Annotated in this window: 13 protein-coding genes; 2 read left to right on the top strand and 11 right to left on the bottom strand. The window is 60.5% G+C overall.

Annotated elements, in window-relative coordinates:
* Positions 1 to 66 precede the first annotated feature (66 nt).
* The 5 genes from SOP95_RS28650 to SOP95_RS28630 are packed head-to-tail and all read right to left on the bottom strand — an operon-like array spanning position 67 to position 3,969.
* Positions 67 to 702 (bottom strand): SCO family protein, encoded by a 636-nt coding sequence (locus SOP95_RS28650; RefSeq protein WP_274073835.1) that lies wholly within the window; start codon positions 700 to 702, stop codon positions 67 to 69.
* Positions 699 to 1,598 carry a heme o synthase gene (gene cyoE, locus SOP95_RS28645; protein ID WP_323609115.1) on the bottom strand — a complete coding sequence of 300 codons (900 nt, stop codon included), beginning with the start codon at positions 1,596 to 1,598 and terminating at the stop codon, positions 699 to 701. Before cyoE ends, SOP95_RS28650 begins: the two co-directional genes overlap by 4 nt.
* Positions 1,586 to 2,659 (bottom strand): COX15/CtaA family protein, encoded by a 1,074-nt coding sequence (locus tag SOP95_RS28640; protein ID WP_323609114.1) that lies wholly within the window; start codon positions 2,657 to 2,659, stop codon positions 1,586 to 1,588. Before SOP95_RS28640 ends, cyoE begins: the two co-directional genes overlap by 13 nt.
* Positions 2,660 to 2,669: 10 nt before the next feature.
* Positions 2,670 to 3,263, bottom strand: coding sequence for a hypothetical protein (locus SOP95_RS28635; RefSeq protein WP_323609113.1), 594 nt, complete (start codon positions 3,261 to 3,263; stop codon positions 2,670 to 2,672).
* Positions 3,229 to 3,969 carry an SURF1 family protein gene (locus tag SOP95_RS28630; RefSeq protein WP_323609112.1) on the bottom strand — a complete coding sequence of 247 codons (741 nt, stop codon included), beginning with the start codon at positions 3,967 to 3,969 and terminating at the stop codon, positions 3,229 to 3,231. Before SOP95_RS28630 ends, SOP95_RS28635 begins: the two co-directional genes overlap by 35 nt.
* Before the next feature lie 70 nt (positions 3,970 to 4,039).
* Here SOP95_RS28630 and SOP95_RS28625 point away from each other — a divergent pair, with 70 nt between their 5' ends.
* Positions 4,040 to 4,243, top strand: coding sequence for a twin transmembrane helix small protein (locus SOP95_RS28625; RefSeq protein WP_075947087.1), 204 nt, complete (start codon positions 4,040 to 4,042; stop codon positions 4,241 to 4,243).
* A gap of 86 nt (positions 4,244 to 4,329) precedes the next feature.
* Here SOP95_RS28625 and SOP95_RS28620 read toward each other — a convergent pair whose 3' ends face one another.
* The 4 genes from SOP95_RS28620 to coxB all read right to left on the bottom strand — a co-directional run bounded on the left by SOP95_RS28620 (position 4,330) and on the right by coxB (position 8,726).
* The gene (locus SOP95_RS28620; protein ID WP_274073840.1) at positions 4,330 to 5,217 is read right to left on the bottom strand and encodes a cytochrome c oxidase subunit 3; all 888 of its coding nucleotides are present in this window, start codon (positions 5,215 to 5,217) and stop codon (positions 4,330 to 4,332) included.
* 25 nt (positions 5,218 to 5,242) lie between these two features.
* On the bottom strand, positions 5,243 to 5,794 hold the full coding sequence (locus SOP95_RS28615; protein ID WP_034149469.1) for a cytochrome c oxidase assembly protein: 552 nt from the start codon (positions 5,792 to 5,794) through the stop codon (positions 5,243 to 5,245).
* Between the two features lie 123 nt (positions 5,795 to 5,917).
* On the bottom strand, positions 5,918 to 7,516 hold the full coding sequence (ctaD, locus tag SOP95_RS28610; protein ID WP_274073841.1) for a cytochrome c oxidase subunit I: 1,599 nt from the start codon (positions 7,514 to 7,516) through the stop codon (positions 5,918 to 5,920).
* An 82-nt stretch (positions 7,517 to 7,598) separates the two neighbouring features.
* Entirely contained in the window at positions 7,599 to 8,726 is a 1,128-nt protein-coding gene (gene coxB / locus SOP95_RS28605; RefSeq protein WP_274073842.1) for a cytochrome c oxidase subunit II, read from the bottom strand.
* A gap of 370 nt (positions 8,727 to 9,096) precedes the next feature.
* Between coxB and SOP95_RS28600 the strand changes: the two genes are divergently transcribed.
* Positions 9,097 to 9,747, top strand: a complete 651-nt coding sequence (locus SOP95_RS28600) for a hypothetical protein (RefSeq protein WP_323609111.1) — start codon at positions 9,097 to 9,099, stop codon at positions 9,745 to 9,747.
* Positions 9,748 to 9,848: 101 nt separating this feature from the next.
* Here SOP95_RS28600 and SOP95_RS28595 read toward each other — a convergent pair whose 3' ends face one another.
* Together SOP95_RS28595 and SOP95_RS28590 are read right to left on the bottom strand one after the other, a co-directional pair.
* Positions 9,849 to 11,375, bottom strand: a complete 1,527-nt coding sequence (locus SOP95_RS28595; RefSeq protein ID WP_323609110.1) for a SulP family inorganic anion transporter — start codon at positions 11,373 to 11,375, stop codon at positions 9,849 to 9,851.
* 90 nt (positions 11,376 to 11,465) lie between these two features.
* Positions 11,466 to 12,197, bottom strand: coding sequence for a carbonic anhydrase (locus SOP95_RS28590; protein ID WP_046818688.1), 732 nt, complete (start codon positions 12,195 to 12,197; stop codon positions 11,466 to 11,468).
* Positions 12,198 to 12,398: the final 201 nt, after the last annotated feature.

Here is a 12,398-nt window from a genome sequence, read left to right as displayed (position 1 = left end):
CCGGCGAAGGCGATCTCACGGGCCCCTTCGCCGGCAAGCCGGGCTCCTACAGGTTGCGTGGTGTTCTCACTGACGGTTAAGCATCACCGGCAATTGCGCCACCAGCTTCACATTGTTCAACGGCGCCCGGATAAACCCGCGCTGGGTTCCGTCCGGCCCGATGACAGCAAGGTTGCCACTGTGGTCAACGGTGTAGTTCGGCTTGCTGGTGTCCGCCGGGATGAACGGAATGCTCACGGCATTGGCCACTTTCTGCAGGTCTTCAATAGAAGTCGGGGTCAGGCCGACAAACTGTGGATCGAAGTAACCCAGGTACTGCTTGAGCTGCTTGGGCGTATCGCGGTTGGGATCGACGCTGACCAAAACGATCTGCAACTTGTCCACCGCCTCGGGCGGCAGTTCACTTTTTATCTGGCGCAGTTGGGCGAGGGTGGTGGGGCAGATGTCCGGGCAGAAGGTGTAGCCGAAGAACAGCAGCGACCACTTGCCTTTGAGTTCGTTGACGGCCACCGGCTTGCCGTCCTGGTCGGTCATGGTCACGCTTGGCAGGTTGCGGCTTTGCGGCAGCAGGATGATCCCGGCGTCGATCAGTGCCGTCGGGTCGCCCTGGCCTTTGCCGGACAGCACTTTATTGATGGTCAGGCCCAGGACCAGCGCGATCAGGGCGACAAGGATGAAGATGGTTTTCTGGGTTCGGGTCATAGATTCAACAATAAGTAGTGGTCAACGAGCAGGGCGATAAACAGCAGGAACAAGTAGTAGATAGAGTACTTGAAGGTGTTGATCGCCGCGTGCGGCCGAGTGCCACGGTACAGCACCACGGCCCATTGCAGGAATCTGGCGCCAAGACCGATGGCGCAGATCAGGTAGAGCAGGCCGCTCATGTGGATCACGTAGGGCATAAGGCTGACGGCCAACAGCGCGCAGGTGTAAAGCAGGATGTGGATTTTGGTGTAGTGCTCGCCGTGGGTCACCGGCAGCATCGGGATGTCGGCCTTGGCATATTCCTCCTTGCGATGGATGGCCAGCGCCCAGAAGTGCGGCGGGGTCCAGACGAAGATGATCAGCACCAGTAGCAGCGGTTCGGCACTGACGTGTCCGGTGGCGGCGGTCCAGCCGAGCAGCGGTGGGGCGGCACCGGCCAGGCCTCCGATGACGATGTTCTGCGGCGTCGCGCGCTTGAGGAAACCGGTGTAGACCACCGCGTAGCCGAGCAGGGAGGCGAGTGTCAGCCATGCTGTCAGTGGGTTGGTGAAGGCCAGCAACAAGGCCTGGCCGAGCAGCGCCAGCACCAGGGCAAAGGTTAGCGCGGCGGCCGGAGACACCCGGCCTTCAGCCAGCGGCCGCTTGTGGGTGCGTGCCATGACCGCATCGATCCGCCGGTCCACCACATGGTTGACCGCCGCCGCACCGCCTGCACACAGGGCAATGCCCAGGTTACCGAACACCAGCACCGTCCATGGCACTCCGGCGCGCGTCGCGAGGAACATCCCCACCAGCGAAGTGATGAGCATCAGCACCACCACTTTCGGTTTGGTCAGCTCCAGGTAGTCACGCCAGATCGCCTGGCTGTGACGCGCGCCGATCAGAATCGCCATGGCATCTCTCCTTTTATTGTTATGGGCCCGGCTGAGTGTTTACGCGGGCTGAAGCGCCAGCGAATCGGCTGCTTGACCCGAACCAGGCTGGTCCGGGCGTGATAGTTGACCAGCACCATCGTCAGCAGCAGCGCCGCGCCCCCGGCGTTGTGGGCGACGGCCACTGGCAGCGGCAGATGAAACAGCACGTTGCTGATGCCCAGGGTGATTTGCGCGGCGAGAGCGATCAGCACCAGCCCCGCCAGGCGCGTCATGCCCACGACTTTCAGTTGCCACGCCAGGCCGAGCAGCACCAGCGTGACCAGCAGCGCGCCGATACGGTGAGTCAGGTGTATGGCGGTGCGAGCGTCGCTGTCCAGTTGCCCGCCGAGGTAGTTCGGGCCGATGTGTTGGGTCAGGTGAAAACCATTGGCAAAGTCGGCTGGCGGCAGCCATTGACCATGGCAGGTCGGAAAGTCGATACAGGCCACAGCGGCGTAGTTGGAACTCACCCAACCGCCGAGGGCAATTTGCCCGATCACCAGCAACAACCCGGCAGTCGCCCAGTACTGCAAGCGCCGCGGCACCGTCAGCGCCGGCAATACGCCGGACAGGCGCAAGGTCAGCAGAAACAGCAGGCTCAAGGTCGCAAAGCCGCCCAGCAGATGCCCGGTGACCACCTGCGGCCAGAGCTTGAGCGTCACCGTCCACATGCCGAACGCCGCCTGGGCGAATAACACCGCCAGCAGGAACAACGGCAGCTTCACCGGTTGGCCCGGATGCCGGCGATGGACCCAGGCCCGACCGGCCAACACCGAGATCAGCAGCCCCAGCGTGCCGGCGAAGTAGCGGTGGATCATCTCATTCCAGCCTTTATGGGCTTCGACGGGCGTGTCCGGGAAATGCAATTCGGCATGGGCCAATTGCGCTTCGCTTTTCGGCACGCTGATAAAGCCATAGCAGCCGGGCCAGTCCGGGCAGCCCAGGCCGGCGTGGGTCAGGCGGGTATAAGCCCCGAGCAACACCACAATCAGTGCCAGCAAGGTGGCAAACAACGCGAGGCGAAATCCAGGCTTGGCCATGACGATGCCCTCATCCGATGTTCGACAGTTTCAACAGGTGACGCAGGTCGTTGAGCAGGTCCTTGCCTTTGACTGACGGGTCGTAGCGCAGCACCAGATTGCCGTGGGGGTCGATGATCCACAGCTGTGGCACCGCCTTGCCACCGGTGGTTTTGTTGAAGGTGTTCACGTCCAGCGGATAGCGCTGCAGTTGAGGATACTCCCGCGTCAACTTGGCGTCGTAATCAGTGCCCAGCGGCTGCGCGACGGCAATGGCATGGCTGGCGCGCCCGGCATCGCGGCCCAGGCCGATCTGGACCTGCCGTGCCAGGTACACCAGTTGCTGACAGTCCACCGCACACTCCTTGGGTGCGGTCACCAGCAACTGCCAGCGTTGTTCATCGGCCTGCACGCCAAGGTTGGCGCGGGTCTGGCCGTTGCCGATCAGTTCGCCGTGGTAACTGCGACCCTCCGGCACCCAGAACTGCAGTTTGTACATGCCGGTGGCGAGGATCATCGGACCGATCACCCCGAGCACAATCAGCAGCAGTTGCAGGCGACCCTTGCGCCGACTCGCCGGCGTTTTGGCCTCAGACATGCTGGGTGGATTCATGGCCGCTCCCATGGTGTTTCTCCTTTGCGTTGTGCCAGCCGAGGTAGAGATAAAGACCGAACAGGGCGATCGCCAGGGCGAACCACTGCACGGCATAAGCGAGGTGTTTTTCCGGGCCCATGGCCACGACTGGCCAATCGGCCTGGTACGTGGCGGGTCCGGTTTCTGCGCGTAATTCGTAGGCGTAGCCTTCGCGGTCCAGGGCTTTCCAGAGAGCGTTCGGATCAATGGCCGTCAGCAGTTTTGGCCAGGTACGGGTATTGGGGTCAGCGTGGAGCTGGAAAGTGGCGCCGGGAGGCACGTAGACCCAGGCGTCGAGACTCAAGAGGGTGTCGGGCGTCGTGAATTGCGGCGGTGTACGGCGGTCCGGCCACGGCAGCCAGCCGCGGTTGACCAGCAGCCACAGTCCGGTGGCTTGATCGTGAAACGGTTGCAACAATTCGACCCCGACCTTGCCATCGCGCTGGCGGTTATCCAGCAACAGGCTGTGGCCGGCGTCGAACTGGCCGTGCAGGTGAACCCGGCGGAAGGCCGGATCTGCGGTGTGTTGCAGCTCGGTGCTGGCCATCGGTTCGGCGGCCCGGCGCTCGGCGTAGCTTTGCAGCAGCGTGCTTTTCTCCGCGCCCCGACTCAATTGCCAGAACCCGAGCGACACCAGCAGCGGCAGCAACAGCGCCACCACCAGTGTCGGAATGATGCCCGGCCGAAAGCGCTTCATGGCCTGGCCAGAAAGTCGGTCGTCGCGATAGCTATACTCAAGTGCATCGCTTGTCCCCCGGAGTCCCACCATGCTCAAAACAGCCATCGTCCTGATGCTGATTGCCACGGTTGTCAGCCTGTTCAGCGGCCTGTTTTTTCTGGTCAAGGACGACAGCAGTTCGAACCGCCTCGTCATTGCCTTGAGTGTTCGTGTCGCGCTGGCCGCCATTACCGTCGGCTTGATCGCCTGGGGTTTTTTCAGCGGCCAGCTGGTTTCCCATGCCCCTTGGTAGGGCGCGCAAAGCGCGAGCTTCAAGCTTCAAGCTTCAAGCTTCAAGCTTGTAGCTCGTAGCTCGTAGCTTGTAGCTTGCAGCTGCTCTTAAAGCACATAGACGAAAACGAACAGCCCGATCCACACCACATCCACGAAGTGCCAGTACCAACTCGCAGCCTCGAAGGCAAACTGGTGCTCGTTGTCGAAGTGTCCACGCATGACCCGCATCAGCATCACGAACAGGATGATGGTGCCGATCGTCACATGCGCGCCGTGAAACCCCGTGAGCATGAAGAACGTGGCGCCGTAGATGCCTGAACCCAGGGTCAGGCCCAGTTCATGGTAGGCATGGATGTACTCTTCGGCCTGGAAGCCGAGGAAGGCACAGCCCAGCAGCACGGTGAGCGCCAGCCAGATTTTCAGCGCGCCGCGATGGCCCTTTTTCAAGGCATGGTGGGCGATGGTCACGGTCACGCTGGAACTCACCAGCAAAACCGTGTTGAGCAGCGGCAGGCCCCAGGGGCTGATGACTTCCTTGGGCGGCGGAAAGAGTTTGGAATCCGGGTTATTCAGCAGCGGCCAGGTGAACTGGAAATTCGGCCAGAGCATATGAGCCAGGCCTTTGGCGCCTTCGCCGCCGAGTGCCGGGCCCGAAACATGACGCACATAAAACAGCGCGCCGAAAAAGGCGATGAAGAACATCACCTCCGAGAAAATGAACCAGCTCATGCCCCAGCGGAATGAGCGATCCATCTGCGCGCTGTACAACCCGCTGCGACTTTCCTTGATCACCGTACCGAACCAGCCAAAGAGCATGTAGGCCAGCAGCAGGCCGCCAACGAAAAAGATCAGCGGGCCGTGGGATTCCGGCCGCGCCGCTTTCAGATCGTTGAACCAGGTGGCCAGGCCGAGCACTGTGACGAACATCCCGACCGTGGCGATGATCGGCCATTTGCTCTGGGCCGGAACGTAATAATGTTCATGAGTTGCCATTTATTGTTCTCCTTATCGGGCACGCTCAACCGCCAGTATTGACTGCGACCGGTGGATGTCGGGCGGTGATATCGAACAGCGTGTAGGACAGCGTCAGGTGCTTCACATCCTTGGGCATGTCACGGTCAACGATGAAACGTACCGGCATCTCGATCCGTTGACCGGGCTGCAGCACTTGTTGGGTAAAGCAGAAGCATTCGGTCTTGTGGAAGTACGCCGCTGCCGCGCTGGGCGCGATGCTCGGTACCGCCTGGGCGCTCATCGGCTTGTCGGTGGGGTTGTGCGCGATGAAGATCATCTCGTTCACCGCCCCGGGGTTGGCCGTCAATTCATCGTGCTTGGGATAGAAATCCCAGGACATGTCGGCGGAATTGGTCGACAGGAACTGCACGCGAACCTGCCGCGAGGTATCGACCGTCTGTTCGCCCTCATACTGCCCGGCGGTCTTGCCATTGATGCCGAATGCCTTGCACATCACGTCGTAGATCGGCACCAGGGCAAAGCCGAAGACAAACATCGCTACCACCACGAGCAATAGGCGAGTGACGAGCTTCTTCATCGAAATTGAGTCAGCCATGGTTCCAAACCTCCGCCGAAATTCCTGTAGGAGCCGGCTTGCTGGCGATGCAGGCACCGCGGCCTGTCTGATGAACCGCGTTATCGTTCATCGCCAGCAAGCCGGCTCCTACAAGGGCCATGTTCATTTCACTTCCGGCGGCGTGGTGAAGGTGTGATACGGCGCCGGCGACGGGATGCTCCATTCCAGACCCTCAGCCCCATCCCACGGTTTGGCCGGTGCTGGCGGGCCGCCGCGGATGGTCTTGATCACTATGAACAGGAAGAAAATCTGCGTGGCGCCGAACATGAAGGCGCCGATCGACGACACCATGTTGAAGTCGGCGAATTGCAGGTTGTAGTCCGGAATCCGCCGCGGCATGCCTGCCAACCCTACGAAGTGCATCGGGAAGAAGGCCATGTTCATGCCGATGAACGACAGCCAGAAATGCAGCTTGCCGAGGGTTTCGTCGTACATGTGACCGGTCCATTTCGGCATCCAGTAGTAGGCCGAGGCGAAGATCCCGAAGATGGCGCCGGGCACCAGTACGTAGTGGAAGTGTGCGACCACGAAGTAGGTGTCCTGGTACTGGAAATCCGCGGGTGCGATGGCCAGCATCAGCCCCGAGAAACCGCCGATGGAGAACAGGATCACGAACGCCACGGCAAACAGCATGGGCGTTTCGAAGGTCAGCGAGCCTTGCCACATGGTACTGGCCCAGTTGAACACCTTGACCCCGGTGGGCACCGCGATCAGCAAGGTGGCGTACATGAAGAACAGCTCGCCCACCAGTGGAATGCCGACCACGAACATGTGGTGTGCCCAGACGATGAACGACAGGAACGCGATACTCGCCGTGGCGTAGACCATCGAGGTGTAGCCGAACAATGGCTTGCGCGAAAAGGCCGGAATGATCGAGCTGACGGCACCGAAGGCCGGCAGGATCATGATGTACACCTCGGGGTGGCCGAAGAACCAGAACACGTGCTGGAACAGCACGGGGTCACCGCCGCCAGCGGCACTGAAAAAACTGGTGCCGAAGTGAATGTCCATCAGCATCATCGTCACGCATCCGGCCAGTACCGGCATCACCGCGATCAGCAGGAACGCGGTGATCAGCCAGGTCCAGACGAACAGCGGCATTTTCATCAGCGTCATGCCGGGGGCGCGCAGATTGAGAATGGTCGCGATCACGTTGATCGCCCCCATGATCGAACTGATCCCCATCAAGTGGATGGCGAAGATGAAGAACGTCACGCTTTCCGGTGCGTAGGTCGTCGACAGCGGCGCGTAGAACGTCCAGCCGAAGTTGGGACCGCCGCCCGGGGTGAACAGGGTCGAAACCAGCAGGATGAACGCCGCCGGCAACAGCCAGAAGCTGAAGTTGTTCATCCGCGGCAGCGCCATGTCGGGTGCGCCGATCATCAGCGGGACCATCCAGTTGGCGAGGCCGACAAAGGCTGGCATCACCGCACCGAAGACCATCACCAGGCCGTGCATGGTGGTCATCTGGTTGAAGAATTCCGGCTGGACGATCTGCAGCCCTGGCTGGAACAGTTCGGCGCGGATCACCATCGCGAACGAGCCGCCCAGCAGGAACATGGAGAACGCAAACCACAGGTACAGCGTACCGATGTCCTTGTGGTTGGTGGTCAGCACCCAGCGCATCAGGCCTTTGGCAGGGCCGTGGGCGTGGTCGTGGGCCGCGCCGGTATGAACATGGTCATCGACTACAACAGTCATGTCCTGTCTCCTGCAAACAGATGAGCTGGGCAGGCCGGGGCGCGATGCCCCGACCGATTCCTTGGGTGCGCAATAGACCGGGTCATTTGCTTTCCGCCTGTTTCAGCTCCAGCACTTCTTTAGGGGTGACCATGTCGCCCTTATTGTTGCCCCAGGCGTTACGCTCGTAGGTCACGACCGCTGCGATATCGACTTCCGACAGTTGCTTGCCGAACGCCGCCATGGCGGTACCAGGCTTGCCGTGGAAGACAATGCTCAGGTGATCCTTGATGGGTCCGGTGGCGATTTTCGAGCCCTTGAGTGCCGGGAACATCGGCGGCAGCCCTTGACCCTCGGCCTGGTGACAGGCCACGCAGGCGGTGTGATAGACCTTGTCGCCGCGCTCCTTGAGCTCGTCGAGGGTCCATTCCTTGCTGGTCAGCTCCTTGAGTTGTGCGGCTTCAGCCTTGCGCTCGCCCAGCCATTTTTCGTAGTCGGCCTTTTCCTTGACCTCGACCACGATCGGCATGAACCCGTGATCCTTGCCGCACAGCTCGGCGCATTGGCCGCGGTAGATGCCGGGTTTTTCGACACGGGTCCAGGCTTCATTGACGAACCCCGGGATCGCATCGCGCTTGACCGCGAAGGCCGGCACCCACCAGGAGTGGATCACGTCGGCGGAGGTCACCAGGAAGCGCACCTTGGCGCCGATCGGCAGCACCAGGGGCTTGTCGACCTCGAGCAGGTAGTGCTCGGTCTTGGCTTCCTTGTTGTGGATCTGATCGGCGGGAGTGGCCAGGTTGCTGAAGAACTCGACGTCCTGGCCCAGGTATTTGTAGTGCCATTTCCACTGATAGCCGGTGACCTGGATATCGATATCCGGCTCACTGGCGTCGTACATCTTGATCAGGGTGGCGGTCGCCGGAACCGCCATGGCCACCAGGATCACGAAGGGCACGATGGTCCAGAGGATTTCGACGGTGGTACTTTCATGAAATTTTGCCGCCACCTGCCCGGTTGAGCGGCGATGGAGGATCATCGACCAGAACATGGCGCCAAAGACGATGATGCCGATCACTACACAGATCCAGAAAATGGTCATGTGCAGGTCAAACACAGCGTGACTGATTTCAGTCGCTCCAGGCGCCATATTCACAGTCCAGGCCGCTTGCGCCTGACTGAAAATCGACCACAACAGGAGGCCCATCCAGACATGTGGATGTCGCATCATTGCGGGTTCCCCTTATCGTTCTTGTTATCCCGCCGGCTTTCACCTGCGGCAAGGGAGCGGCTGCATCAGACTACGAACTTGAATCGCCGGGCCTTGCTGCAGTGCAGTCGGGCGTCATCAGCTAACTCCATTCCAACCCGAGTATAGACAGCGACTCCCACCTCGCAATGTGCTGGCGTAAATCAACTGAAACAGCATTAACTTGCGTTGCAGGGCACGAATGGAGAAGGATGCAGACGAGTGGTGGCAAACCGATATAACGGAGGCGTCTCAAGGATGAAATAATTATGACAAATGCGTCTTAGCATTTTTCGTAAGCCAGCTAAGTTATGTCTTCCCTATTTCATTGCCTTTGTTTCCTGGAGTTTTCATGAACACCGCCGCATTGCGCGAGCAGATCCAACAAGCCCAACAACACGAAGCCGAGACCGGCCTGCTGACGCGTCAACTCGAAACCAAGCTGCCTCATTTGCACCCGGCTATCCAATTGCCGGAAGCGGACGCCAACGGCGTGCTGACGCGTTTTGTCGCCGCTTACATCGACGAAGTTCCGGATCTGCTGGATGCAGCCAATGAAGTTGCCAGGGAAGCGGGCATCGAGTCACAGATCAAACCGGTGCTGAAAATCGCCGAGCAGTACTTCCTCCAGCCGCCAGCGATCATGGCAGGGCACGTCGGGCTCGACAGCCTGCTGGACGAAGCCTATCTGGCACACCGGTTCGTCGAAGAGGTCAACGACCTGTACATCAAGCATCTTGGCCAGCCACTGATCCCCTTGGACATGACTGTCGCCAACCTGATTGCTCATCAATTGATCGGTGAGGAATTTGCCAACCAACTTGATGAAGCTGTGCATCACGCCATAGACGAGATGCTTAACGAAGAGAGCTTTGCGCTGGAGTCGGTGGAGGCCTACCGCGAGAAACTCAGCAGTCCGGACACCGGTGCTGCCTGGAAGCGCTGGCCGTGCATGTCCCGTCGCCTGGGCGTGGGCCTGGAGCTGGATCAGCCCGTCGCCTGACTCCATTCCCTGCAGGAGCCGGCTTGCTGGCTATCCAGACGACACGGTCTGCCTGACACACCGCGTCGCCTGGATCGCCAGCAAACCGGCTCCTGCAAGTTTCAGGTGGTGGAGCCTACGCCGGTGTTGGTCCGCACCCGCCCCTCCAACCTGCGTTTCAACCCCCGCGCCTCAATCAGCAGCCTTGACCCTTTGGCCGCATTCGCCCGACCCCATTCTTCCAGCAACTCCAGGCACGAGTGATCGATGTAGCTCAAGTTATTGAGCGGCACATGCACCGTCGCACCCGCTGGAATGCTGCCCAGTACTCGGGTCAGCGCCGGCACCTTGAGAAAGGTCGCCGCACCTACCAGGCGCAGTTCCACTTCGCCGTCCTGCGCCAGGTCGATCAGGCTTATTTTCAGCCGTGAAGCTTTCAGCGCCAGTTTCACCAGGGTCAAACCGAAGCCGACCAGCACGCCTGTCAGCAGGTCAGTGAAGATGATCGCCAGCGCTGTCGCGGCATACGTGAACATCGGCATCCGACCGTAGCGACCCAAACCTCGAAATGCCTTGAGATCGACCAGCTTGAAACCCGTGTACACCAACACACCGGCCAGGCTCGCTACCGGAATGCTTTGCAGCACGCTCGACAGCAACATCACGAACGCCAGGAGCCACAATCCGTGGAAAATCGTCGAGTAGCGCGTGGTGGCACCGGCCTGGACGTTGGCCGAACTGCGGACGATCACCCCGGTCATCGGCAACGCGCCGAGCAATCCGCAAAGCATGTTGCCGACGCCCTGGGCAGACAGTTCGCGATCGAAGTCCGAACGTTGGCCGCTGTGCATGCGGTCGACTGCGGCGGCGGACAGCAGGGTTTCGGCGCTGGCGATGAAGGCTACCGCGAACGCCGCGATCAGCAGCGTGGGGTCCGCCAGGTTCAGCAAGTCCGCAGGTTTCAGCCAGTCGATGGCTTCGGCCAGGTTGGCCGGCACCTCCACTCGTTTGACTTGCAGCGCCAGGACCAGGCTGGCGACGGTGGCAAGCCCTACGCCGAGCAGCGCACCGGGCACGAAGCGCAGGGAATGAGGGCGCAGCTTTTCCCACAGCCACATCACGGCGATCGTTCCCAGACCGAGCAACCCGGCCTGCCAGCCAAAGGAGGGCAGCGCCTGAGCGACGGCGGCCGGGAAGGCTGCCAGGTTATCCAGCCCCGAGGGCTTGGGTGTGGCGTCCAGCATCACGTGTATCTGTGACAGGACGATCAACACCCCGATCCCGGCGAGCATGCCGTAGACCACGGCGGGTGCTGTCACGCGAAACCAGCACCCCAGTTTCAGCCGACCGGCGACCAGTTGCAGAAAGCCCGCCAACAGCAGGATCGGCCCGAGCATGGACACTCCATGCTGGCGAACCAGTTCGAACACCAGCACCGCCAGGCCTGCCGCCGGGCCGCTGACTTGCAACGGCGAGCCGGCCAGCCAGCCGACCACCAGTCCACCGATGATCCCGGTGATCAGGCCTTTGGCCGGTGGCAGTCCCGAAGCGATGGCGATGCCCATGCACAGGGGCAGGGCGACCAGAAACACAACCACCGAAGCCAACAGCTCCCGTGGCAGCACAGCTTTAAGTTGCGCAGCACGCATGATGATTCTCCCGAAGATTTCTTCAGGCATGGCGAAGCCAGGCTGCCTGATCGGCAGCCTCGGCTGAACCACACGGGTATTTAGGAGGATTTAGAAGCGCGCTTTGGGCGTCGCGACCGGAATAGGCAGGCTGCCATTGAGCGGCAGGAAACAACCCTTGTCGGCGTCGTAAGCTTTTATTTCGCTGGTTTCGATGTTGTAGACCCAACCGTGGATGAACAACTGACCATTGGCCATGCGTGAGGCCACCGAGGGGTGCGTGCGCAAGTGCTGCAACTGGGCGATCACATTTTCCTCGGTGAGGATGTGCATGCTTTCGTTTTCATCGGCGCAGTTGCAGTTTTCCTGGACCATGGTCTTGGCCACTTCGGCATGCCGCAGCCAGGCTTTGACCGTGGGCATCTTTTCCAGGCTCTGCGGGTTGAGTACCGCTCGCATGGCGCCGCAATCGGAGTGCCCGCAAATGATGATGTGGTGCACTCCCAGCGCCAGCACCGCGTACTCGATGGCCGTGGAAACGCCGCCGTTCATTTGCCCGTATGGTGGCACGACGTTGCCGACGTTGCGGGTCACGAACAGGTCGCCGGGGGCGCTGTGGGTAATTAGTTCGGGAACGATGCGCGAATCGGCGCACGCAATGAACATGGCGCGCGGGCGCTGGGCCGTGGCGAGTTTCTTGAAGAGTTCTTCCTGTTGCGGAAAGATCTCATGATGAAAATGCAAAAAGCCGTCAACGATATGCTGCAGCGCTGCATCGGCGGTTTCCGCCTCGGGTTGGGCAGAAGCCGACGCAGCCAACGGCTGTTTATCCTTGTCACTCATGATTCATCCTCTTTGGCGGAGTCAGGGATAATCCCGTTTTGTCCGGTGTGAAGCCAGTGGCTGTTTAAAAAACATCCAGGTCGTGAAGCTCGACCCGTCAGTCACTCGATGAACAAGGTAGCCCTCGAATCTTAACTCAAACTGAAAAAACCGCTCTAGAACCTGTGTTCCAGGTCACAAAAAACGTGACTGGCCCATGAT

The sequence above is a fragment of the Pseudomonas sp. YuFO8 genome, assembly GCF_035065025.1.
GTDB lineage: Bacteria > Pseudomonadota > Gammaproteobacteria > Pseudomonadales > Pseudomonadaceae > Aquipseudomonas > Aquipseudomonas putida_AE.
Note: the sequence above shows the minus strand (reverse complement) of the source record. Positions and strands in the feature narration are given on the sequence as shown.

What these genes read in the sequence shown, in the direction of transcription:
- SOP95_RS28650 (WP_274073835.1), bottom strand. Translation starts at nt 702, where the DNA reads ATGACCCGAACCCAGAAAACCATCTTCATCCTTGTCGCCCTGATCGCG.
- cyoE (WP_323609115.1), bottom strand. Translation starts at nt 1,598, where the DNA reads ATGGCGATTCTGATCGGCGCGCGTCACAGCCAGGCGATCTGGCGTGAC.
- SOP95_RS28640 (WP_323609114.1), bottom strand. Translation starts at nt 2,659, where the DNA reads ATGGCCAAGCCTGGATTTCGCCTCGCGTTGTTTGCCACCTTGCTGGCA.
- SOP95_RS28635 (WP_323609113.1), bottom strand. Translation starts at nt 3,263, where the DNA reads ATGGGAGCGGCCATGAATCCACCCAGCATGTCTGAGGCCAAAACGCCG.
- SOP95_RS28630 (WP_323609112.1), bottom strand. Translation starts at nt 3,969, where the DNA reads ATGAAGCGCTTTCGGCCGGGCATCATTCCGACACTGGTGGTGGCGCTG.
- SOP95_RS28625 (WP_075947087.1), top strand. Translation starts at nt 4,040, where the DNA reads ATGCTCAAAACAGCCATCGTCCTGATGCTGATTGCCACGGTTGTCAGC.
- SOP95_RS28620 (WP_274073840.1), bottom strand. Translation starts at nt 5,217, where the DNA reads ATGGCAACTCATGAACATTATTACGTTCCGGCCCAGAGCAAATGGCCG.
- SOP95_RS28615 (WP_034149469.1), bottom strand. Translation starts at nt 5,794, where the DNA reads ATGGCTGACTCAATTTCGATGAAGAAGCTCGTCACTCGCCTATTGCTC.
- ctaD (WP_274073841.1), bottom strand. Translation starts at nt 7,516, where the DNA reads ATGACTGTTGTAGTCGATGACCATGTTCATACCGGCGCGGCCCACGAC.
- coxB (WP_274073842.1), bottom strand. Translation starts at nt 8,726, where the DNA reads ATGATGCGACATCCACATGTCTGGATGGGCCTCCTGTTGTGGTCGATT.
- SOP95_RS28600 (WP_323609111.1), top strand. Translation starts at nt 9,097, where the DNA reads ATGAACACCGCCGCATTGCGCGAGCAGATCCAACAAGCCCAACAACAC.
- SOP95_RS28595 (WP_323609110.1), bottom strand. Translation starts at nt 11,375, where the DNA reads ATGCGTGCTGCGCAACTTAAAGCTGTGCTGCCACGGGAGCTGTTGGCT.
- SOP95_RS28590 (WP_046818688.1), bottom strand. Translation starts at nt 12,197, where the DNA reads ATGAGTGACAAGGATAAACAGCCGTTGGCTGCGTCGGCTTCTGCCCAA.